The organism is Pseudomonas sp. MM213 (assembly GCF_020423045.1).
In the GTDB taxonomy this organism is placed as follows: domain Bacteria; phylum Pseudomonadota; class Gammaproteobacteria; order Pseudomonadales; family Pseudomonadaceae; genus Aquipseudomonas; species Aquipseudomonas migulae.
In genome coordinates, this window is the sequence record NZ_CP081943.1 from 1041717 (window position 1) to 1065185 (window position 23469).

Genomic DNA, 23469 nt, shown 5'->3' on the forward strand with positions numbered 1-23469 from the left:
CTGAAACACCGTCGATAAAGAGCAGCGGCACAATCGTTCATTCAAGCTGATATGGTTTTTTTGTCGCTGCCTGAATCTGTAATGTTTTTCCGGTGCCCCTCATAGTCGCCTCATCGAAAACGAGCCACAGAGCCCGTCCCATCCTGATGAGGTAGCCACATGTATCAGTACGACGACTATGACCGGGCGCTGGTCTTCGAGCGGGTTGCGCAGTTTCGTGATCAGGTCGAACGCTTTACGGCAGGCGAGTTGAGCGAAGAGGAATTCCTGCCGTTGCGCTTGCAGAATGGCCTGTACATGCAAAAACACGCGTACATGCTGCGCGTGGCCATTCCCTACGGCACGCTCAGTGCGCAACAGATGCGTACGCTGGCGAGCATCGCCCGGGATTACGACCGTGGCTACGGCCACTTCACCACCCGGCAGAACATGCAGTTCAACTGGATCGAACTGGCCCAGGTACCGGAAATCCTCGAACGCCTGGCCCAGGTAGAAATGCACGCGATCCAGACGTCCGGCAACTGCGTGCGCAATATCACCACCGAAGCCTTCGCCGGGGTCGCGGCGGACGAGTTGATCGACCCACGACCGCTGGCGGAAATCCTGCGCCAATGGTCGACGATCAACCCGGAGTTCCTGTTCCTGCCACGCAAATTCAAGATCGCCATCTGCTCGGCCGTACAGGACCGCGCGGCGATCATGATGCACGACATCGGCCTTTATCTTTACCCCGGCGCCGACGGACAAATGCTCCTGCGGGTGATCGTTGGCGGTGGTTTGGGACGCACGCCGATTCTTGGCCTGCAGATTCGCGAAGGCTTGCCGTGGCAGCATTTGCTGTCGTATGTCGAAGCGGTGCTGCGGGTCTACAACCGCCACGGTCGGCGGGACAACAAGTACAAGGCGCGGATCAAGATTCTGGTCAAGGCACTCGGGATCGACGCCTTTGCCAGGGAAGTGGAGGAGGAGTGGCAGCATCTCAAGGACGGTCCGGCGCAGTTGACCGGCGATGAATATGCGCGTGTCGCCAGTGCCTTCGTGCCGCCGGATTACCGTTCGCTGTCCAGTACCGACCTGGAGTTCGGCACCCGTCTGGCCGAAAACAGTGCATTCGCCCGCTGGGTCTCGCGCAACGTCCAGCCGCACAAGGTGCCGGGCTACGCCAGTGTGGTGCTGTCGACCAAACCGGGCAGTGCTTCGCCGCCGGGCGATGTCACCGGCGAACAAATGGATGCCGTGGCCGCGTGGTCCGAGCAATTCGGTTTCGGCGAAATCCGCATTGCCCATGAACAGAACATCGTCCTGCCGGACGTGCCGAAGTCGGACCTGTTCACGCTCTGGCGTGTGGCTTGCGAGCACGGGTTGGGCAGTGCCAATGTCGGTTTGTTGACCGACATCATCGCCTGCCCCGGCGGCGATTTCTGTGCATTGGCCAACGCCAAGTCGATCCCCATTGCGCAAGGCGTTCAGGCGCGTTTTGACGACCTGGATTATCTGCATGATCTGGGCGACATCAGCCTCAACATTTCCGGTTGCATGAACGCCTGCGGCCACCACCACATCGGCAATATCGGCATTCTTGGCGTCGACAAGAACGGTAGCGAGTGGTACCAGATCACCCTCGGCGGCGCTCAGGGCAAGAACAGCGCGTTGGGCAAAGTCATCGGCCCGTCCTTCAGCGCGGCTGAAGTGCCCGACGTGATCGAGCGGATCATCGCCACGTTCGTGCGTTACCGCGAGAGTGAGGAACTGTTCGTCGACACGTTGCAGCGCCTTGGTCTGGAGCCGTTCAAAGAGGCGGTCTATCCGAAGTTGCTGGAGGTGTCGGCATGAACAATCTGCTACGACTGGAGGCCGGTGTGGCGCGGATCGATAGCGCCGATCCGTGGACCCTGGTCAGGGATCCAGCCACCGGATTACCTTCAGGTCCGGTGATAGTGCCGCTGGCCTGCTGGCTGGAGGAACCCGGGCAGCAGGGCGTGTGGCTGGGGCCGGACGATGAGGTGGAAAGCCTCAAGCCGTGGTTCGACCAACTGCCGCTGATTGCGCTGGATTTCCCAAGTTTTCGCGACGGTCGTGGTTACAGCCAGGCGTATTTGCTGCGTACCCGATTGGGCTGGACCGGCGAATTGCGCGCGGTTGGCGATGTCCTGCGCGATCAACTCAGCCACATGCGCCAATGCGGTTTCGACAGCTTCGCGGTGCGCGAGGACAAGTCCGCCGAAGACGCGCTCAAGGGCCTCGCCGGCATGAGCGTGTTGTATGGCCGCTCGGTGATCGAGCCACGACCGTTGTTTCGGCGGCGCTGACAACCACACGACTTTTTGCTTTGGCCGGGGACCCCGTTTTGATAGAGTCCGCGCCTCATAAGGAAGCGGGTCAAAGAAAGGAGTCTGGTTTGAGCGCGGGCAAGAAAGTTTTAGGGCTGGTCGCAGTGTTGCTGATGGCGGCCCTGTGGGGCAGTTATGTGTATCTGTTCCAGGAGAACCGTGACGGGCAACTCGGGGCGTCAGCCGACAGTTCCGCCTGGTGCGGTACGCCACCGGCCGGCGATGCGGCGGCGCTGGGCAAGGATCACCTGACCCTGCGCATCACCAACAACGTACGGGGCGATTTCATGCTCTCGGGTGCGGTCATCGTCTCCGAGCGCACTTTCGAACGGTATGACCTGGGCCGCAACGAGTTGCGCCTGCGCCTGGAACCTCTTCAATGGTCCTACGGCGTCACGCCGATCTTCCTTGAGCAGGTCAGGATCAAACCGCTGAGTCGCAACCTCTCTTCGCTCGACAAAAGTGCCTACGCCGAGCTTGAATCCCGGCCCATCGGCGTGCAGGGGCGGGCGGCGGCGTTTCCGTTCGACACCTGGCGCTACGGCTACAAACCGGTGCTGTACATCCTCAAGGGCAATGAACGGATCGACCTGAAGTTCAAACGCATCACCACCCTCATGGAGATGTCCAACACCTTCACGCCGATTCAAAAGTACAACCGGGTCGAATACATCAACGAGAAAAATTCATTGGTTCGCGAGGACGATTACAAGCCCTACGCGGCCAATGAGTGCGCCTTCAGTGTCGAGCGCAAAGGCTCGTTCAAGGTGATCGTGCTGCTGTTGTTGCTGGTGATCTGCCTGCCGCTGATGCACGTGTTTTATCGTGACGAACCGGGCATCGATTTTCTCGCGACACTGGTGAGTATCGGCGCGATCCGCGTGCTGTTGGTGGGACCGCTGGAGGACTTCCAGTTGTACAACATCGACTTCCTGTTCGGCGCCGCGATTCTGTTGGTGGGCACGGTGTCGTTGATCAAGGCGATGCGGGCGAACAGTCGGCGGGAGTTGGCGTTGAAGAGTGGTTCTTCGTGGTGACGCAAGGTTAAGACCATGGTGACGCTTTCGCGGGCAAGTCGGATCGCCGCACCGCTCGCTCCTACAGGTATTGCGTAATCCTTGTAGGAGCGAGGCTTGCCCGCGAAGGGGCCCTCGAATCAACCCTCGGATCACTTCAACGCCGGATCCCCCATGTTCATCTTCTTCCAGCCTTGCAACAGCACCTGGGCCTTGGGCTCCTGTCCGTTTTCCAGGTAGTACTGGATCAACGACAACCGCGCATTGCGGTTCGCCGGTTGCACCTTCAACAACCGTTCCAGTTCCTCGCAGGCCTCATCGACCTTGCCGCTGTCATGCAGCGCCACCGCCAGCACATAGCCGAATTGCGCGCTCTGGGGTTCCAGGCCGGCGGCTTTGCGCAGCACCGGCATGGCCTGGGCCGTTTTGCCCGCTCGTATCAGCGACAACCCTTGGGTATGCAACAGCAAAGCGGCGTCCGGATGCTCCTTGATGCCCTGTTCCAGCAGGGCCTGTGCCTCCTGACCGCGCCCACTGGCTTCCAGCCACTGCACCAGCGTCACCAGCGCCGGGTAAAAGTCCGGATCGCGCTGGAGCGCCGTGCGCAGCAGCGCTTCAACTTCAGCGCTGCGACCGCTGGCCTGATACAGCATGGCGAGGTTGAGGTTGGCTTCCGCGCGTTCGGCCAGGCTCTTTTGCACAGCCTCATACTCGGCGATGGCGGCGTTCCAGTTCGCCTGAGCGCTGCCCAAACCATCGCGGGCGACGCTGAGCAGGTCACGGGCGGCAGCGATGCGTACCGCTTTGACCGGGTCACCCAGTAACGGTGTCAGCAGTGGTGCGCGCTCCGGTGGCGGGAGGAACGCGCTGATCGCCCGAACGGCGCTTTCACGCACTTGCGGTGCCGGGTTGCGCAAGTCCTGAGTCGCCAGTTTCAACGCCTGTTCGCTGGGGTACAGCGGCAACTCGGCCAGCAGCGTTGCGCGCTGGATCGCCGGCAGGTTGCTGCGTTGCAGCTGTTCGTACAAGGCTTGCGCCGCGCCGGGCTGACCGTTGCGAATCAGCCACAGGCTTTCGTCGTAACGCGGCGCCTGGGGGGCGGTGGCTGCGGTGTTCCAGAGCTTGAATTGTTCAGTGATTTTGTCACCGGCCTTGCCCTGATGGCAGGTCAGGCAGGCGTCCGGCGTGCCGAGTTTTTTCGCCCGCTCAGGGTTGGGAATGCTGAAGCTGTGGTCATGCCGAAAGTCATTGCCCATGTAGAACTTGCCGGGCATGTGGCAATCCACGCACTGCGAACCCGGTTGCCCCATGACGTGGCGGGTGTGCTCGACAGAATCGTAGTTTTTCGCCTGCAAGCCCTTGCCCTCGACACCGGCCACCGAGGTTTTGCCGGCGCTGTTGTGGCATTGCAGGCAGACGCCGTTGCCCGGTGCCTTGAGTTCGTTGCTGTGGGGGTTGTGGCAGTTGCTGCAGCGCACGCCCTTGTCGAACATTTTGCTCTGGGCGAAGGAGCCGTGTTCGAACACTTCGTCCTTGATCTTGCCATCCAGCGCATACAACTCGCGGGTCAGGGGGCTGGGCAGATAGTCATCCATCAGCCGCTTGCCAACGGTGAAGCCATCGCCCAGCGGCGCGCGCCGTGAGTGGCAGCGGGCGCAGGTTTCGATCTCGACGGTCGCGTCCTTGTCTTTGAGGTCGACGGCGAAACCGGCGTGGATCAGATCAGTCTTTTTCGCGGTCCATTCCAGGTGGCTGGACGCCGGGCCGTGGCACGCCTGACAACCCACGCCAAGGCTGTTCCACTGACTGTCAAAGGTGTTTTTAGCCGCGTCGAAGTTGCGTTTGTAGCCGGTGGTATGGCACTCGACGCACATGAAATTGGCGTTCTGGCTCGGCTTGCTCCAGTGCAACGGGTTCTTGAAATTCACACCCTGGCCCGGATAGAGGTGAAACCAGCGGTGTTTCTCGGTATCCCAGGCGATGCCCAACGCCTGCAACCGACCGTCACCGACTTCAATCAAATACTGCTGCAACGGCGCGATGCCAAAGGTGTAGGCGACCTTGAAGTCAGCGTTGTTGCCATCAATGCCCGGTGTGTTGACCCAGAATTCGTCGTTCTTGCGCGAAAACCGGGTCGTCTCGTTTTCGGCCTTGAAGGTAACGTTGTTGAAGTCGCCGAGCATCGTCCCGGCGCTGGCTTCCTGCATCGCCAATTGGTGATGCGAGCCTTGCCAGTCCTTCACTTGTTCGCTGTGGCAAGCCTGGCACTGTTGCTCATCGACCATCTTCGCCGGCGCGGCGACCACGGGTTTTTCAGGAGCAATGACCGGTGTACTGAGCGGCGGCGCATAGGTCACCGGGGCCGGTTGGCTGCTGAACAGAAACCAGCCAATGCCCGCGATCGCCAGGAGCAACACGCTGATGAGAACGGGAAACAGATAACGAGAAAACGAAGTCGGTGACGAATCAGGGTTTGGGGCGGCTGCTTTATTTTTATGTTTCGGCATTGCGACTTCCATAGTCCGGGTGCGTTTGCCGTCAGGCGCGCGTTCTAGCTCGATGCAGCTTTGACGGATGCCGGGCGTCTGTCAAATGACAGGTGTGATCCTCTGCGCGGCGATAGATGAATGTTGTGATTCTGCACAACAAAACGCGCTGCATTAGCTATACCTGTTAAACCATTTCCAAACCGTAGTCGACCGCCCTACAGGAGTTACCGCATGAAGCTTGCATTGATGATGAGTACATTGTGTATTGCCTCGATCGGCGTAGTTGGCTGCGCCAGCAAAAAGGTCGAGCCAGACGAGTATTCAGGCTTCCTCAAAAATTACAGCCAACTCCAGGAAGCCAAGTCACCTTCGGGTGCCGTAGTGATGCGCTGGATCGATCCGAAAGTTGACATCAAGAAATTCCAAAGCGTGTATATCGAGCCGACCCAGCTGTATCCAAAACCTCAGCCGACGGCAAAATCCCTCAGACCACCCTGAACGGAATCACCAGTTATTACGATCAGGCGCTCAAACGCGAAATCGGCAAATCCCTGCCTCTGGCCTCAGGCCCTGGCCCGGGTGTGATTGTGGTGCGCGCCGCGATCACTGCCGTCAGCAGCAAGACCGAAGGGCTGAAACCTTATGAAGTGATCCCGATTGCGCTGGTGGCAGCGGCGGTGAGTACCGCCAGCGGTATTCGTGATCAGCAGACCGACCTGGCCACCGAAGCGGTGTTCCTGGACGGCGGCAGCAATAAAGTCGTGGCCCAGGTCGTGCGCAAGGGCACCGGCAAACCGCTGGAAAACGAATCGCAGGTGATGAAGGCCGATGACGTGAAAAGCGTGATCGATGGCTGGGCTGCGGATATGCATCAGTCGTATCTGAAGCTCAAATCCAAGTAAGCGCAAAAAGCTTCGCGGGCAAGCCTCGCTCCTACAGAGTTGCGGTCGGATGCAAAAAATGTGTACGACTCGGACCTGTAGGAGCGAGGCTTGCCCGCGAAAGCGTACTTATGGGCACCGCATCACTCCCCGACAAACCACCGGTAATACGGATTCCCCCCATCCCCGCGCATCACCTCGCGAATATCCCTGGCCCACGCATCACGGTCGCCGTCATAGGCATGCAGGCTCGCCCGATAGAACTGCATCAAGCGCTGCTGGTGCGCATTCATCCGCTCGATGAATCCCGCATCGGCATTCACTAACGGTGGCGCGACGTGCAAGTCCAGCAGGGCGGGGAGCACCCGACTGATCTCTTTGGCCCGCACCCACGGCGCATATTCGATACGCGGCTGGTCGTCGGTCACCGGCGGGGCATCGGCGGCGAAACGCTCCAGCCCCGTGCGATCGGTGACCCACGTGGCGAGCAAGGCGTTGGCGGAACCGATGCCCACGTCCTGCAACGTGCTGCGCACACTGTCCTGCTGGAAGCGCTCGCTGATTTTCGCCGCATCCAGCGCAATCGGTTCCATCGAACCCACCAGCAGCATTTCGTGGAACTCGCTGGTCCACACGTTGGCGTACGGGAACACATCGAGAAAGCTGCGCACCAGGGCGCGCGAATCGTCGATGTTCTGCGTGGGCAGCGGCAGCCACTGCGCGACCAACCCCTGTTTCTCCAGACGACTGGCGGCCAGTTGGTAGAAGTCCCGGGAGTAAAGATTGACCACACCGGCAGCGGAGGGCGGTGGCGGCTCAAGGGTGATCAAGTCATAGCGCTGCGGGTTGCGCAGCAGCTCCTGGCGACCGTCGCGCAGGCGTACGTCAACGCCGGGATCGGCGGCGGCATTGAAGTTGCCTTTGAACAGCGGCGCAGCCTTGACCACCGAAGGCAGCAACTCGGCCACCACCCGGTGTTCCAGCCCCGGATAACGGGTCAATGCGCCGGCGGTGATGCCGGTGCCAAAACCGATCACCAGCGCCGAGCGCGGTTCGCCGTTGTGGATCAGCAGCGGCAGCAGCGCCTGAATGCGCATGTAACGCAAGGACGGCATGGCGTCGCCGGTGTTGGACACGCCTTGAATGTACAAGCGCTGGAAGGCTTTCTGCCCCTTGCCCTGGGTGACCACCGCCACGGTCCCGCCGCGTCCTTCCTCATAGAAGGCCAGCGTGGCGTTGCGAGCACCGGGGAGCAGGCTGGCGAGTTTGTTCACCGGGGTAAATACCGCCACCGCCACCGACAACAAGCCGATAGCCACCACCGCTTGGCGCCGACCTTTCTTGACCCCGTGACCCTTGCGCACCGCGAAGTACCCGATCCCGGCGGCGACGATGGCCAACAGCCCCAATGTGCGTACCAGGCCCAGCCACGGGATCAGCACAAATCCGCAGAGCATCACCCCGACAATCCCGCCCAGCGTATTGAACGCCACGACAGCGCCGACATCCTGGCCGACCCGCTCGCGGCCAACGCTAAGGCGCAGGGCGAGGGGGAACGCCGCGCCCAACAACAGCGTCGGCACAAACACGATGCTCAACGCCGCCACTGCAAACCGCGCGCTCATGCCCGGCAATTCACTCGCACCCAGCGACAACACCCAGGCTTCGGCGAGGCTTTGCGCGACCACCAGCCAGCGACCGAGCAGGGCGATTTCCAGCAACGCGACCAGCCCGGCGCCGGCGATCAGCAGCCCGAATACTCCCCAGGGATCACGAATGCGCTCCACCCGACGGGCCAGCAGCACACTGCCGAGAAACAGCCCGGTGAGGTACGTCGCCAGCACCACGGCAAAGGCGTAGGTGCGGGTGCTCATGAACTGCACGATCGATTGCGACCAGACCACCTCATAACCGAGGGCCACACCGCCGGCAATCGAGTACAGCCACAAGGCCAGTCGGTCGGGCGCTTTGCTCGACGTGTGTTTCGCCGGCGCAACGGCCGGTAGTGAACGGTGACGCTGAAACCACAAGGCGCCGGCGGCGGCCAGCAGGTTCAGCATCGCGGCGGCCAGGGCACTGCCGCGCACGCCGAGGGTGGCAATCAGCACGAATGCGGCAAGCAGGGTGCCGGCGATGGCCCCGGCGGTGTTCGCCGCGTAAAGCTGGCCGCCAGCCTTGCCCAGATGCTGCGGGTCAGTGGCCAGCGAGCGCACCAGCACCGGCAAGGTGCCGCCCATCAACAGCGCCGGAATACCCACCAACGCAAACGGCAATACCCATGCGGCCAGACCGATGTGTTGTTCCAGCCAGGCAAACGGGCTGGCCGCGAGGCTCATGGCGAAGGTCGCGCCGACACCCAACACGGCCACCACCACTTCCAGCCCTGCATACAGCAGAACGGGCTGCTGCAAGCGATCCGCCCAGCGTCCGAACAGCCATCCACCCAAGGCCAGCCCGGCAAAAAAAGCGCTGATACCGGTGGTGATTGCATAGACCTCGACGCCGACCACCAGCGACAGTTGCTTGATCCACAGCACCTGATACACCAGCGCCGCGGCACCGGAGACGAACAGCAACAGGGCCGGGATCAGCAGCGCGGGGGAGGCGGCATGAGGAACAGGAATGGCCGACGACTTGCTGGCGACACGTGAGGACATAGGGCTATTGCCTTGTACAAATTTCGAATTAAACACAAAACCATTGTAGGAGCCGGCTTGCCGGCGATAGCGGCCGTCCAGTCGATAAAAGTGTCGCCTGAAAAAACGCCATCGCCAGCAAGCCGGCTCCTACAGGGTTTGTGTTTGCACCATGGAATAGGGCCGCTTGCCCGGTCAGGGCGAGCGGCGGTCAAACGTTATTTCTTGGCTTTTTCTTCAATCCGCCGATCCACATCCGCGCGGATCTGATCGATGCTGAAGCTCGCCGGCTTCTGGCTAGGCGGATACTCGACGAAGGTTTCCAGGAATCTCGCGGCCTGGGTGGACGCTAGCGATACGAGGTACGCGTTCTTGGCCGTCCAGTCGTAATACTGGTCGGAAACCACGTCGGCACGTTCATACGGATCCATGCGCAGGTTGAAGATTTTCGGTACGCGCAGGCAGACGAACGGTTCGGCCCAGACTTCGAAACCACCCGGTTTGCGTTGTTCGCAGAACACCGCTTTCCAGTTTCCGGAGCGCATGGACACGAGCACGCCATCATCGTTGAAGTAGAAGAACTGCGTGCGCTCACTCTTAGGCGATTGGCCGGTCAGGTACGGTAGTTGGTTGTACCCGTCCAGATGCACCTTGAAACTGGTGCCGCCTGAAGCCGGCGCCCAGCCCTTGAGCAGCTTGTCCTTGACCCCGTCGTCGCCAGCAGCCGCCAGCAAGGTCGGGAACCAGTCGAGGCCCGAGAACAGTTCGTTGGAAACCTCGCCCGGTTTGATCTTGCCCGGCCAACGCACCATGGCCGGAACGCGGTAGGCACCTTCCCAGTTGGAGTTCTTCTCGTTACGGAACGGCGTGGTCGCCGCGTCCGGCCAGGACCATTGATTCGGGCCGTTGTCGGTGGTGTAGACCACGATGGTGTTGTCGGTGATTTTCAGATCATCGAGGGTCTTGAGCAGTTTGCCGACATCGCCGTCGTGCTCGAGCATGCCGTCGGCGTACTCGTTGCCTGGCATGCCGCTCTGGCCCGCCATCGATTCACGCACATGAGTGAAGGCGTGCATGCGCGTGGTGTTCATCCAGACGAAGAACGGCTTATCGGCCTTGGCCTGTTTCTCGATGAACGCTTGCGCAGCGGCGGTGGTTTCGTCGTCGATGGTTTCCATGCGCTTGGTCGTCAAGGCGCCGGTGTCCTCGATCTTGCCATCGGCAAAGCTGTGGATCACGCCGCGTGGAGAGTTGGCCTTGACCCACTCGGGGTCATCTTTGGGCCAATACGGTCGTTGCGGCTCTTCTTCGGCATTGAGGTGGTACAGGTTACCAAAAAATTCGTCAAAGCCGTGGTTCGTTGGCAGGTATTCATCCCGGTCGCCCAAGTGATTTTTGCCGAACTGGCCTGTCGCGTAGCCTTGCGATTTGAGTGCCTGAGCGATGGTGATGTCGCGTTTCTGAATGCCGACCGGCGCACCTGGAACGCCGACCTTCGACAGGCCGGTACGCAACGGCGTCTGGCCGGTGATGAACGATGAGCGTCCGGCCGTGCAGCTGTTCTCCGCGTAATAGTCGGTGAACAGCATGCCTTCCTTGGCAATCCGGTCGATGTTCGGAGTCTTGTACCCGACCACGCCCATGGAGTAGGCACTGATGTTGGTCTGGCCGATGTCATCGCCGAAGATCACCAGGATATTGGGTTTTTCGGCGGCCCCGGCAGTCGCCGAAATCGCCATCACCGAGGCCGCCACCAGGGCGAGTTTCGGTAGCCACTTGCGTATGCGAGTCATCTGACTTGCTCCTTTTGCGCTAGTGTCGCGTGGTGCGACAAACGTTTATTGCAGTCCTGCGTCACGCTTTTTATTGCACTTGCTCGGGAGTGGCGGCCGCCTCGAACGGATAGATCCGGCGCCATTCGGACGCCATGTCGACGATAGTCCAGCCACGGGTTTTTGCTTCGTCCAGGGCTTTGTCCAGGCGCCCGATATCGGACTTGCGGTCATAGGCCCATTCGCGTTTGGCGTCGGTGTGGTGCACCAACCCCATGAATCGTTTGCCGGGGCCGGCGGCAGTCCACTGCAACATTTGCAGGTCGCCGTCGGAATTGCCGAACGCCAGGATTGGCCGCTTGCCGATCACCGCGTCGATGCTTTCCGGTTTGCCCGGGCCGTCGTCGTTGTGGGCCAGTTTGGGCGTGCGCACGATCGAGGCTTTGCCGTCCTTGAACTGGAACGCCGTGACGAAGGTGGTGCCGATCACTTGCTCGGGCGGGATACCGTAGACCTTCTCGGCGAAGGCGCGCATGAACCCGGTGTCGCCACCGGAGACGATGTAGGTCTTGAAATCCTGGCCGCGCAGGTAGTCGAGCATTTCCAGCATCGGCTGGAAGATCATCTCGGTGTACGGCTTGCCGGTCTTCGGATGCCGGGCCTGGCTCAGCCAGGTCTTGGCATAGTCGTCGAAGGCTTCGGTGGTCATGCCGGTGTGGGTCGCACCGAAGATCTTCATGATGCCGTCCATGCCGGCGGCGGCGAGTGCCTGGTGATCGTTTTCCAGGACGGCCTTGAAGGGCTGGGTGGTTTTCCATTCCGGGTGCTGCGGCGCGGTGCGCTTGACCTCTTCCAGGGCAAACAGCAGCTCGAAGTACATCGGCTGCTCGCTCCACAAGGTGCCGTCGTTGTCGAACACGGCGATGCGGTCAGCGGGCTTGACGAAGTCCCTGCTGGATTGGTCGGTGACCGTCTGGACGAACTCGATGATGTGCTTTTTCGCCGGGCCGTCATTCCACGACGGCAATGGCTCGTTGGCATGCGCCAGCAGCGGCAGGATCAGCGCGAAGAGCAGCGTCAACCCGAAACGATGGTGGCTTGATGTCGCGTTCGTCATGGGAATTCCTTCTCGTGGACGGGGTTGAGCGGCCGCAGTGCGGGAACGGTCCGGACGTTGCTGCCTCGCGCCTGACTATGCAGCGTAGACAAGGATTGCCCGAGTTGACGCAGCGCCTGATCTTCGGTCGATTGACGGCTGTAACAGGCGCGTAACAGGTCCTGCAGGCGCGGTCCGAGGACGCTCAATTTCAGGCCTCCGCGGCTGCGTTTGAGCCACAGGTACAGGGCGCTGAGTTGCGCCGGTGTGGCGTTGATTTGCCGTGGAATCTGCCGCCAGGCGTAGTCGGCGGATTGCAGCCACGCGGCGTATCGGGCTCGGCGTCGGTCGCGCACGGACAGGTAAGCGCGATGCATGAAAGGCCTTGCGAACCAGCCCAGGAGCAGCACTGCCGGCAGCAGCAAGACAACCAGCCAGTGCCTGGAAAAACGCACACGACTGTGTTCGCCCATTTGTTTCAGGTCTTCGGCAATCGAGAACACAGGCGTGTAAGCGCTGTTGGCGATGGCCTCGAAGCTCACTGCCGGCACTTGCGCGATGCGGGTTTGCTGGCTGCTGGCGTCCCACCATTTCAGCTCGATCGCGGGCAGGCTGTGATGGCCTTCGCTGTCGATACGGTAAGTCACGGTGTCGATGCGTTGGCCGCCGGTGAAGTTGCCCCGGCCGTCGTCCAGGCTGCTGATTTGCGGGCTCTTCGGGTAGCGACTCAAGCCGCTGAGGTCGCCCAGTGACGGCGCGGGCAGCGACATGGCCATGGCGTTGTCGGCCTGTAAGGTCAGTTGCCGGGTCAGGCTGTCGCCGACCTTCAAAGGCGTTGCCGAGTCGATGACTTTTTGCGTGAAACGCAGCCCTTGCGCGACCAGTACCGGTTCGCCGGATTTGAATCCAGCTGGTTGCTTGGCGGTGAAATGCAGCGGCTTGCTTTGCGCACTCAACGGGGCGCTGGCCTGACCCGGCGTGGCCTGCACGGTCAGCGCCGGAATATCGAACCCCCGGGCCTGATTCGGGCTGATCCGGTAGCTGTAGCGCATGCCGTTGAACGCCTTGCCGTCCAGCGTCTGGTTGATGTGCTCGGCGTGGCCGTCGGGCGGCAGCACCAGCGCGCCGGGCAGTTTCAGGTCGGGCAGGGCGGGGGCGTCGGTGAACCAACTGTCGGTGAGGACGTCGAGTTGCAGTTCCAGAAGGCCGCCGACCATGACCGGGTCAGCGGGTTGCAGGCGCGTCTGGATGCGCAGTTCGGGTTCGGCGGCGAAGGCGGATGTGGTGATCAGGCAGCAGAGCAAGGCGGCAAGTGTTGTGGTGAGTGAGCGGACGCCATCGCGAGCAGGCTCGCTCCCACAGTTGATTGGATTGAAATCAAATTTTTGTGATCGCCACAAATCCTCTGTAGGAGCCGGCTTGCCGGCGATGGCCATCACTCGATTCATGGCTTGCCCCCCGCCTGATCCTGCAAGCTGAACTTCTGCTTGAGGAATTTCGCTGGTGATGTCGTCAGGTTCTGCAACCACAACGCGTCCGACGTCGCCTGCTCGGTCTCCACGGCTTTGCTTTGTCCCTTGCCCGGCGCCTTGTCCATCTTGATTTCGTCGGGTTTGACCTCAGGCGCGTTCTGTTTGGCGCTTTCGGTGTCTTTTTCCAGGGCGATGGCCAACGCCAGATTGGCCGTGGCCTCCGGGAACTGTGGTTGCAGCTTCAACGCCTGGGTGTAGGCCGCGATGGCCTGATCAAACTTGAAACGGCGCACGTAAATATTGCCCAGGTAGAAATACGCCTGGGGTGTTTCCAGTCGCGCAAAACTCGCCAGCGCGAGGTCAAAATCCGCCGCGTTATAGGCTGCGATGCCTTTCCAGTACGGATCGACAAACAGGGCGGCAGCCTTCGGGAAATGCTCATGTTCGAAGGCCCAGCGACCTTGCTGGTCGGGGGTAAAAAATGCATCGGTCAAAGCGTTGGCCTGGGCATTGGTGGGCTGAAAACCGATACCCAGTGCCAGCAGCAAACCGGCCGTCCAGTTCAGGCTCCAGCCTTTGCGCACGCTGAAAAATGCGATCAGCAGCAGCGGCCAGCACAGCCAGTATCCGGCGTCTTTCCAATGCAACTCACGCTGCTCGTCACTGGTCGCCTGGAAATGTTGACGGGCGTGCAGTTCGATCCAGTCCAGATCGTTGTCATTGAGCGTCAGGCTGCCCAGCGGCGCCGCCATGGCTGATGCCAACTGCTTGAGCGCGGCCTGGTCGAACCTGCCAAGGGCCGGGCGGCCGTTACTGTCGGTGCGCGGCTGGCCATTGGCGTCACGAATGATCCCGCCATCCTCGCTACCGACCGCGAGGATCAACACTTGCAGCGTGCTGTCGTTCAGTTGCTTGCCCAGGCCGGCGAGTTGCGAGGTGTCGGCGCCGTCGGTGATCAGCAACAACGTGCCCGGCGTTTTCTCCGCCGCCAACAGGCGTTTGGCCTCGTCGATCACCGCGCCGACATCCTTCCCCGGTTTGCCGATCAGGTCACTGCTCAATGCCTGGATAAACGTATCGAGCAACGCCGGATCGTCGGTTGGCGGCAGCACCAGATGCGCGCTGCCGGCGTAGGCGATCAGCGCGTTGCGGGCACCGGCGCGGCGCTGGATCAGGTCATGCAGTTTGTGTTTGACCGCTTCCAGGCGACTGGGCGGCACGTCGCTGGCGTCCATCGAGGGCGAGAGGTCGGTGGCAATGATCAGCGGCGCACGATTTTCCAGAAAGTCCGGCCGGTCCTGCTCCCAGGTCGGTCCGGCAGCGGCGAGGGCGCCCAACATCAACAGCGCGCATACCAGATGCACCGGCCGCAAGCGCTGTTGGTCCTGCGGGGTCATCAGCAAGTGCGGCAGCAAGTGCTCGGCAATGTTGCTGCGCAAACGCCGCTGCACATCCCGGCTGCGCCTCCAGAGCCACGGCAGCAAGGCACCCAACGGCACGAGCAAGAGCCACAGCGGACGGAGGAAGTGCAAGTCGCTGAGGTTGATCTCCATCTCAAGCCTCCTGCCGCTGACGCGCGAGGGTCAGGTGCGGACGCAGCAGGGCGCCGAGGTGGTAGAGCGCGAGCAAACCGATAGCGGCGCCGAGCGGCCACCAGAACAGATCCCTTTTCGGTTGGTGGCTGAGGGTTTTCACCTGGTGCGGGGTCAGCGTGTCGAGGGTGCTGTAGACCTGATCCAGCGCGGTGCGGTCTTCGGCGCGGAAGAACTTGCCGCCCGTGGCGTCGGCGATCTGCTGCAAGCCTTGCAGGTTGACCTTGGCTTCGCCTTCGGCGCTCGGGTCGCCAATGCCGATGGTATGAATCACCACACCTTTGGCGGCGGCCATCGACGCCGCGTGATCCGGGGTGATGGCGCAGCTGGTGTCGTTGCCGTCGGTGAGCAGGATCAGGACTTTTTCCTGTTCGTGGGCCTGATCCAGCAACTTCAGGCTCAGGCCAATCGCATCACCGATGGCGGTGTTGGGTCCGGCCATGCCGATGCCGGTGTCGTCCAGCAACAGCGACAGGCTGGCGTGATCCAGTGTCAGTGGCGCCTGCGGATACGCGCCGCTGCCGAACACGATCAGGCCCAGGCGATCCTCTTTACGCTTGTCGATAAAACCGTGGACCACGTCCTTGACCGCCGCCAGACGATTGATCTTCTGCCCGTTGGCATCGGTGAAATCAGTGGTTTCCATTGACTGGGAGATGTCGATGGCCAGCATCAGATCGCGTACCGGTTGCTGGCGTTCGATGGGTTTTTCCACGAACACCGGCCGTGCGGCCGCGAGCAGCAACAGCGCCCAGACCAGCAGGTTCAGGAGCAATTGCCAGCGATTGTTGCGTGTACCGGCGGCGCTCGGCGCCTGACCGACCGCGCGGCTCATGGCGCCAAAAAACGGCACCCGCACGGCGCTGCGGGCTTCGCGGTAGTCGGGCAGGTAGCGGTAACCCAACCAGGGCAGCGGCAGGAGCAGTAACAGCCAGGGGTAATCAAGCTGCCACATGGTGCGACTCCACCCAGTGTTTGCAGGTGTCGAACAGCTGCTGACGCTGATCATCGGGCAACGCCAGCAATGTTGCATCCGGCGCATAGGCCAGCAACGCCAATTGCCGGCTGAAATCCGCCGGCAACGGCTGTGCACTGTGCTGCGCCAGAAATGCCTGCCAATCCTCACTCCCAAGCGCACCCACTTCCCCCTGTGGGAGCGAGCCTGCTCGCGAAGGCGTCCGTCCATTCACTCTTGAAACCAACTGACTCTGCGCTGAACCCTGTAGGAGCCGGCTTGCTGGCGATCGCGTCCGGTCAGTCACTATTGAAGGCGCCTGACACGCCGCTATCGCCAGCAAGCCGGCTCCTACAGGGGTTGTGTTCCAATTTGAGGGCATCGACAGGGCTACACGTTTGAGCAGTTCGGGGAGTTCGCGCAGGGCGCTGATTTGATCATCGCTGCCTTGCAGTTCAGCCAGCCGCACCAATGCCTCGCGCCGATACCGATCCCGCCGCCACTGCCAATACCGCCGTGCACCCACCAGCAACACGGCGCCCATCAACACCGCCAGCAACACCCACCAGCCCCACGTCTGCGGCGCATAACTGACGGGCGCCGGCAGGGCCATTTCCTTGAGTTGCTCAATGCTCGGTACGTTGGGATTCATCGCCGCCCCCCGCCGAGTTTGCCCAGTTCCGCGCGCAGTTGTGCCTGCGCCTCAGTCGCCGTACTGAACATCATCAACGGCACCTGACTGCGCCGCAGCAGCGTGGCGACGTCCTTGAGCCGACCGCTGAGAAAATCCCCCAACGGCTGATGAACACTGCGTTGTTCGACCGCCAGCTCGACTTGCAACTGACCTTGAGTAATCAGCAAGCGGCCGTTTTTCGGCAGGTTCAACGCCAGCGGGTCGTACACCTGCATGGCAATCACATCGTTGTGCGCCGCCAGTTGCCGCATCAGTTGCAAGGTGCGTTCGCCCGCACCGGCAAAGTCGCTGACGATGCAGATCAGGTGATCGTGACCGGCCACTGCCAGACACTGTTGCAGGACTTTATCGAGTTGATCCTCGCCCTCGGCGTCCGGGTTGGCCGCGCTCAATGCCTGATTCTGCTGGACGATGCGACTGCACAGCGCTTCGATCCGTTTGCGGCTGCGCAACGGGGCAATCGCGTCGATCCGTGAGTCGTTGAATACCAACCCTCCAACCCGGTCGCCCGCGTTGAACACCATCCACGCCGCCAGTGCGCCGAGTTCGGCGGCAACCGCGGATTTGAAACTGCGTTGCGAGCCGAAAAACATCGACATGCGCTGGTCCACGAGGATCAACGCCGGGCGATCGCGCTCTTCGGTGAACGTGCGCACCACCGGTTTGCCGGTGCGCAGCGAGGCGCGCCAATCGAGGTGGCGCAAGTCGTCCCCCGGTTGATAGCGGCGCAACTCATCGAAATTCAGCCCGCGCCCCCGCAGCCGCGAAGCGTGGTTGCCGGCGAGGATGCTGCCTTGCGGCTGGCGTGCGAGGAAACTCAGGTCATGGGCCTTGAATTCCAGCGCCATCAATTGCGCGAGAGAGACATAGACCAGACCGTCGACGTTCATGCCGGAATCGCAACGTTATCGAGCAGGCGATCCAGCACCTGATCGGCCGTGACGCCATCAGCGACCGCGTCATAACTCAGCTGCAAACGATGCCGCAGCACCGGATGCACCACGGCGCGCACGTTGTCCGGCGAGACAAAATCCTGCCCCTGCAACCAGGCATCGGCGCGGGCGCAACGGTCCAGGCCGATGCCGCCGCGCGGGCTGGCGCCGATGGCGATCCAGCGGCCCAGGTCCGCGTCGTAATCCGTCGGATGGCGGGTGGCGTTGATCAGGTCGATCAGGTAACGATCGATGGCCGGGGACACATGGATGGCGCTGACTTCCCGGCGTGCAGCGAAAATCACGTCCTGCGACAGCGCGAAACCCTGCACCGGCGCGGTCTTGGCGCCTGTCGCAAACTCCTCTTCACGCAGTAGTCGCAGCACTTGGCTCTCGTTTTCCGCACTCGGGTAATTGAGCAGCACCTTCATCAGAAAACGGTCCATCTGCGCTTCCGGCAGCGGGTAAGTGCCTTCCTGTTCGATGGGGTTTTGGGTGGCGACCACGATGAACAACTCCGGCAGCCCATGGCTGTTGCCAGCCACGGTGATTTGCCGTTCTTCCATCGCTTCCAGCAGGGCCGCCTGGACCTTGGCCGGTGCGCGGTTGATTTCGTCGGCCAGAATCAGGTTGCCGAACAGTGGACCGGGCTGGAATCGGATCTCGTTCTTGCCATCGATCTGGTGCAGCACTTCGGCCCCGGTGATGTCCGACGGCAGAAGATCAGGGTGAACTGGATGCGGCTCATCTTCGCGTCCAGGTGTTTGGCCAGCGCTTTCACCGTGCGGGTCTTGGCCAGCCCGGGCAAGCTTTCCAGGAGCAAATGGCCGTTAGCGAGGAGGCCCAGCAGAATCTGCCGGATCACTTGATCCTGGCCCAGCACCGCTTCGGCGATGCTGGCTTGCAGAGCGTTAAGGTCGTTGAGTGCGGTCATTGAGGGGCCTTTATTCAAGATTCAAGTCGCCAAAGGCGTTGGCAGGTTGATCGATAAAACTGGCGATCCCTGTTCACTTCTAGAAGAACGCCAAAGTCAGGTTGACGCTGAATCCGTTGCCTTCAGGCCGGTTCTTGGTGTCGAACTCCGGGATCCAGCGAGCGTTGACGCTGGCCTGGGCGTCGGCGAATTTGCCGGCCCAGCCCACCGTCGGACCGGCGCCCACCGAGCGTCCGCGAAAGCCGCTGTTGGCGCCTGACCCGGAGTCGTCGGTGAGCTGCTGGATGTAGCCCGCGGCCATGCCGGCGTTCCAGCCGTTGCCGAAGCCGTGGGTCCATAGCGCATCGAGGGTGAAGAGGTTGCCGTTCTTGTAGTCCGTGGCGTCGTTTTCGGTGTAGAACTCAAGCCCCCCGGACAAGGTGAACTCGCCGCCCTTGCCGTCGAGGTGAGTGAAGGCCACGGTGGGCATGAAGGTGTAATTGTTCTGCCCAGCGTTGGCCAGGCGATCATCGTTGTAAGCGCCGGTCGGCAGGTAGATCGGCAAGGACAACGAGAGGTGGTTGACCTCGTCGAAGTGGTAGCCGGCGGCAATGGGCGTCACCAGCAGGTCGGCGAACTGGGTGCCGGTATCTTCCGTTCCCAGCGTCCGGCCACGAGGCCCGGTGACGCTCGCGGTAATGTCGGTGTACTGCACCGGCACGCCAATCGCCGACGCGTAGTTCCAGCGACCCTTGCCGGTGTCCCAGACATGGGTGAAGTTGGCCATGGTGTAAGACACTTTCAGGTCCAGGCCGGCACTCAAGGCGCCAACGATAGGCACTTGCACGTTGCCCTTGAGCTCGCCGTCGTACCAGAAACTGCTCAACGACATCACCCAGCCGGGTTCCGGTGGCACGATCCCGGCATTGGAAAATACCTGCAAACCGGTCATCGGCCGGCCGCCACCGCCTTCTGCCGCCAGTACCAGCGGGCTGCTGCCGACCACGCAGAGGGCCAACAAAGGACGTACCACAAAAGACCTGACCATGGCTGGCTCCGCTTATTGATTTTGTGGGATGACTGGCGTCAACGAGGGCATTTTCCACTCGCCGCTGGAGACTTCCGGTCTTGGCAGGTACAGACGCAGGACACCGTAGAAAGGCCCGTTCGGCGCCGGCAGCCAATTACTTTGCAGGTCCTTGGCCGGGGCTTTGTGCTGCACATAGAGGGTCAGGCCGCCGTCGGCATCCAGCTTGAGATCCGGCAGCATTCGCGAGTTGATCAGGTAACGATTCAACGGGCTGGCGACCAGCAATTTGTTCTTGCCGTCGTACATCGTCAGCGACCAGAACGCGTCGGCCGGGGGCAGGGCGCCCTTGTCGAAATGCAGCGTGTAATCGTGTTTCGAGGCATCGACCGGCTGACCGTCCTTATCGACGAAATAGCCGATGTAATTCGCCTCTTCGGCAGAGTTGCCGAAGATCCCCATGTTGGCGCCGGCGTAGCGGTACAGGTAGTTACCGTTGAGGTGGTCGCGGGTGCCGAACAAATCGCCGCTGCTGACCTGATGGCTGTCGACCTTGTCCTTTTTAAACTGTGCGAATTCGGCCTTGGCGTCGGCGATGCCGTCTTCCAGGGCTTTGCGCTGACTGGCAGGTAGCTCGTTGGGTTTGAACGGCTTGCCGGCTCCGATGCCGATTTTGGCGAAGCGCGCCAGCAAGTCTTTTTCCGCGTCCTGGGGCGGGGCAAACGACAGCATGAAATTCAGGTAGCCAAACAGTTCCGGGGTTTCGCTCATGGTCGGCGTGGGCTTGGGCCAGTCGACCTTCGGCGCGGCAGGCGGGGCCTTCTGTTTGACGTAGTGGCTCAGCGGCTCGATCGTGTAGCCCTTCTGGATGCTCTTGACCTTGCTCAGGTCTTTTTCGTCGAACAACTGCGTGCGATACAGCGCGTAGGCGATGTTGGTTTCACTGCGCAGCAGACGGTCGATTTCAACCGGTTGCTGACCTTGCCAATTCGGCCCGGCGATCATGAAATGCCCGCCGGCGTTGCCCGTGCTGCGGGTGCCCAGATACGCAAAATTCTGCGTATAGGCGTCGATCAGTTGCACCGAGTAGTAACGGTGTTCTTCGATGGGCGGCAGGGTCAGCACCACCGGTTCGGCGCGCAGGTCCATCCAGATAAACGAGTAGGGCGTGTCGGCGTTGGGCGTGACGAAGGCCGTGTCCTTGGCGGTGAAAGCCTGTGCGGTGTTGCCGATCCGGTTGAGCGGTGCCTTGAAGTTCGGGCTCTTCTTGTCGACCGCCTGGGTGTAGAGGGTCTTGTACATTTCCACCACCGGGTAGCCGTACAAATAAGCTTCCTTGGCGATGGCCCGCGCTTCTTCCGGGCTGGCGGTGAATCCGGTCTTTTGATTGACGCTGATGTCTTGAGCGCCAACGCCGCAACTGACAAACATGCTCATCAGGCTGTAACCGGCCGCGCGAATTGCACCGTGCATAAATAAGGTCCTTATTTGCCGAAGGTGACGTTGATCCCCGCGAACAGCGTGAACTGCGGCAAGCCATCGCCCTTGCGCTCGACGGTCCACTGCGGCTCGATGAAGGCATTGAGAATATTGGACCCGGATTTCCAGACCTTGCCGGCACCCAGACCGAGGGGGATGTAATGGGTGTCGTTTTTCAGGTCGAAGGTCCAGATGGCGGTGGAGCGCAGGTACCAGCCTCTATCGAGGTTGTGAATGACAAACGGCTGCAGGGTGGCCGATTCGACATGCGGGCGGTCGCTGTCGCCGGCAAAAGAGCTCTGGTATTGCACCAACGCACCAAGCAAGCCACGGGGCGATGAATCAATCGCAATGGCCGCCAGCCCCGCTTGCCATTTGCCGGTGCCGAGCTCGTCCCGATCGGCGTAGGGCGCGGTGATCATCGGGCCAATGCCCAACTGCACGCCTTCGGTCTTGAGCAGGAAGATATCGAACAGGTTCAGATCGCCTTCGCCGGTGCTGTAGCCACCGTGCGGATCGGGACGGGTGCTGATCGGTGCGGTGGCGCGCAGCAATTGCGGGACGCCGATGAAGTCGTTGGGCGCAATCGGCAGTGTCCCGCGCACCAGCAAATCGTTGGTGTGGATATTCGAGTCGTAGTACTTCGGGGTGTAGTAGTCCTGCAGGTTCATCCCCGGTGCGAGGTTCAACGGGTTGTTACTTTTGTTGGCCGTGTCAGCGTTGTCCGCCTGGGCACACACGGCGGACGTTATTGAAGCCGCCAACAAAAGGGCGCTCGCTCCTGGAGTGTTCGACATGATTCCCCGGTTCCTTGGTGGCTCATTGGTCTACTCGGCACTTGGCGGCCGTTATGCGTAATCTCTTTCCTATCAAGCCTGTAGGACATGTCTGATGACGTTAGCAGTTGTCGGCGGGTAATCCAGTCGAAGGGCGCACTTCTCTGCCTGTGAAGTGGTTGTTGATGATAATCAAGCGCTTCAAACAAAACGTGGGATGGCATTCCGTATTCGAATAAAAAGCAGCCGGCATATTGCCGATCAGTCTTTGCGACCTGTGATTTGTGACAGTTATCGGCGGCGTGTTTTTCGCTGATAGTTAAATGCCCAGTTTTCAATCACCGACGATTATCGAGAACACACCATGATGAACCAGCCCAATAAAAAATCAGCCCCCGATCGTTCCTGGGACGAAGCCACGATACTCTTCAATGGCAAGCCGGTATTGCCGAACGAGACAATCGCCCTGCTTTATGGAGAAGACAGCACTTTCGAAATAGAAGCTGCACCGGAAGTTGCTGAAGAAATTTATCTGGCGGTCGTTGATAATAAAGAGGGTGTTGAACTCCTGGTGGAGCCGGCATTGGAGCTCTGGCACAAGCTGGTCGACGGAAAATTAAGTTATAAGATCAGTCCGGAGGTTGGGAAGAGCGGTGCTTTTGCGTTCGTCCTAATGAGCCGGCAGTTGATTATGCCATTGGAAATCCCCTGTCAGGTGATGTCGCCCAAACCAATTGAACAATTAGTCATCCGGGTTAATGGCGCAGAGATAAAGTCTGACGATGTTGTTTATGCGGTGAGAAATAGCAGTAATTTAATTGAGGTGGAACCTCTTCCTGGTAGCCCGCTAATAGGGCAGAACATTGTATTGTCATCGGATGCAGTGACCCCCCCGAACCTGGGGCCAGTGTTTGAACCGCCACAAGGATCTCAAGCACTTGACCCCGTTGCTCGTTGGAGCCTGGATTGCGGTGACGAAACGGATGGAAACTTGTCAATCAAATTGAGTCTGGAGAGTAGTCCGCAAGAATTTATTCAGTTGCCAGTGGACGTGGGCTATCAAGACCGTGGTGTCATACTGACAACCATTATTCTGCAGACGCTTGGAAATTCAAAAACATTAACGACGAGATCCATGAAGGGGTTTGAGTTGAAAAAGGGGGTCAAGGTTGAGTGGCTAAGGGCAGACGGTAGTCGTCTGAAACTTGAATACACCGGTGAAAAAGCATTCAGCTCTCTACAGTTTAAACAGGGGGAATTGGTCGGTGTGATTACTGCCTATACCTTTGTTCGCGGAAAACCTAGTTCTCCAAGAACCATTAATATCGTTTAGCCCTGATAAGTATCAGGTTAAACGGGTGAACGTCGAGCTCTCGATCACGTCCGTTCAATGGCACAGGACCAGGACG

At 60.6% G+C, this 23469-nt stretch carries 16 protein-coding genes and 2 pseudogenes; 5 read left to right on the forward strand and 13 right to left on the reverse strand.

The window, feature by feature from the left end:
- Positions 1-159: 159 nt before the first annotated feature.
- The 3 genes from K5R88_RS04795 to K5R88_RS04805 all read left to right on the forward strand — a co-directional run bounded on the left by K5R88_RS04795 (position 160) and on the right by K5R88_RS04805 (position 3367).
- Positions 160-1833 carry a nitrite/sulfite reductase gene (locus K5R88_RS04795; RefSeq protein WP_226299316.1) on the forward strand — a complete coding sequence of 558 codons (1674 nt, stop codon included), beginning with the start codon at positions 160-162 and terminating at the stop codon, positions 1831-1833.
- Positions 1830-2309, forward strand: a complete 480-nt coding sequence (locus K5R88_RS04800; RefSeq protein WP_207284254.1) for a DUF934 domain-containing protein — start codon at positions 1830-1832, stop codon at positions 2307-2309. Before K5R88_RS04795 ends, K5R88_RS04800 begins: the two co-directional genes overlap by 4 nt.
- Before the next feature lie 89 nt (positions 2310-2398).
- Positions 2399-3367, forward strand: coding sequence for a hypothetical protein (locus K5R88_RS04805; RefSeq protein ID WP_226299317.1), 969 nt, complete (start codon positions 2399-2401; stop codon positions 3365-3367).
- 131 nt (positions 3368-3498) lie between these two features.
- On the opposite strand, the gene K5R88_RS04810 is transcribed toward K5R88_RS04805, so the two are convergent.
- Positions 3499-5853: a tetratricopeptide repeat protein gene (locus K5R88_RS04810; RefSeq protein ID WP_226299318.1), complete on the reverse strand. Its 2355-nt coding sequence runs from the start codon at positions 5851-5853 to the stop codon at positions 3499-3501.
- A gap of 213 nt (positions 5854-6066) precedes the next feature.
- Between K5R88_RS04810 and K5R88_RS04815 the strand changes: the two are divergent.
- A pseudogene (locus tag K5R88_RS04815) lies at positions 6067-6737 on the forward strand (DUF3313 domain-containing protein).
- A gap of 122 nt (positions 6738-6859) precedes the next feature.
- On the opposite strand, the gene K5R88_RS04820 reads toward K5R88_RS04815, so the two are convergent.
- From K5R88_RS04820 to K5R88_RS04875, 12 genes and pseudogenes are all read right to left on the reverse strand, one after another.
- Positions 6860-9373: a fused MFS/spermidine synthase gene (locus K5R88_RS04820; protein WP_226299319.1), complete on the reverse strand. Its 2514-nt coding sequence runs from the start codon at positions 9371-9373 to the stop codon at positions 6860-6862.
- Positions 9374-9570: 197 nt separating this feature from the next.
- Positions 9571-11145 (reverse strand): arylsulfatase, encoded by a 1575-nt coding sequence (locus tag K5R88_RS04825; RefSeq protein ID WP_008036341.1) that lies wholly within the window; start codon positions 11143-11145, stop codon positions 9571-9573.
- 70 nt (positions 11146-11215) lie between these two features.
- A complete protein-coding gene (locus K5R88_RS04830; RefSeq protein WP_223416652.1) occupies positions 11216-12241 on the reverse strand; it encodes an HAD family hydrolase in 1026 nt (341 codons plus the stop codon).
- Positions 12238-13668, reverse strand: coding sequence for a hypothetical protein (locus K5R88_RS04835; protein ID WP_226299320.1), 1431 nt, complete (start codon positions 13666-13668; stop codon positions 12238-12240). Before K5R88_RS04835 ends, K5R88_RS04830 begins: the two co-directional genes overlap by 4 nt.
- Positions 13665-15245 carry a VWA domain-containing protein gene (locus tag K5R88_RS04840; RefSeq protein WP_226299321.1) on the reverse strand — a complete coding sequence of 527 codons (1581 nt, stop codon included), beginning with the start codon at positions 15243-15245 and terminating at the stop codon, positions 13665-13667. The genes K5R88_RS04835 and K5R88_RS04840 overlap by 4 nt, the downstream gene beginning before the upstream one ends.
- A gap of 1 nt (position 15246) precedes the next feature.
- Positions 15247-16239 carry a vWA domain-containing protein gene (locus tag K5R88_RS04845; protein ID WP_226299322.1) on the reverse strand — a complete coding sequence of 331 codons (993 nt, stop codon included), beginning with the start codon at positions 16237-16239 and terminating at the stop codon, positions 15247-15249.
- On the reverse strand, positions 16226-16891 hold the full coding sequence (locus K5R88_RS04850; protein ID WP_226299323.1) for a DUF4381 domain-containing protein: 666 nt from the start codon (positions 16889-16891) through the stop codon (positions 16226-16228). Before K5R88_RS04850 ends, K5R88_RS04845 begins: the two co-directional genes overlap by 14 nt.
- The gene (locus K5R88_RS04855; RefSeq protein ID WP_226299324.1) at positions 16888-17823 is read right to left on the reverse strand and encodes a DUF58 domain-containing protein; all 936 of its coding nucleotides are present in this window, start codon (positions 17821-17823) and stop codon (positions 16888-16890) included. The genes K5R88_RS04850 and K5R88_RS04855 overlap by 4 nt, the downstream gene beginning before the upstream one ends.
- A pseudogene (locus tag K5R88_RS04860) lies at positions 17820-18799 on the reverse strand (AAA family ATPase). The gene K5R88_RS04855 and the pseudogene K5R88_RS04860 overlap by 4 nt, the downstream one beginning before the upstream one ends.
- A gap of 79 nt (positions 18800-18878) precedes the next feature.
- Entirely contained in the window at positions 18879-19826 is a 948-nt protein-coding gene (locus K5R88_RS04865) for a SphA family protein (protein WP_226299325.1), read from the reverse strand.
- Positions 19827-19838: 12 nt separating this feature from the next.
- The gene (locus K5R88_RS04870) at positions 19839-21278 is read right to left on the reverse strand and encodes a DUF1254 domain-containing protein (RefSeq protein WP_442963903.1); all 1440 of its coding nucleotides are present in this window, start codon (positions 21276-21278) and stop codon (positions 19839-19841) included.
- A gap of 11 nt (positions 21279-21289) precedes the next feature.
- The gene (locus tag K5R88_RS04875) at positions 21290-22081 is read right to left on the reverse strand and encodes a hypothetical protein (protein ID WP_192227272.1); all 792 of its coding nucleotides are present in this window, start codon (positions 22079-22081) and stop codon (positions 21290-21292) included.
- 343 nt (positions 22082-22424) lie between these two features.
- On the opposite strand from K5R88_RS04875, the gene K5R88_RS04880 reads away from it, so the two are divergent.
- Positions 22425-23393, forward strand: a complete 969-nt coding sequence (locus K5R88_RS04880) for a hypothetical protein (RefSeq protein WP_226299326.1) — start codon at positions 22425-22427, stop codon at positions 23391-23393.
- The last annotated feature ends 76 nt before the right edge of the window (positions 23394-23469 follow it).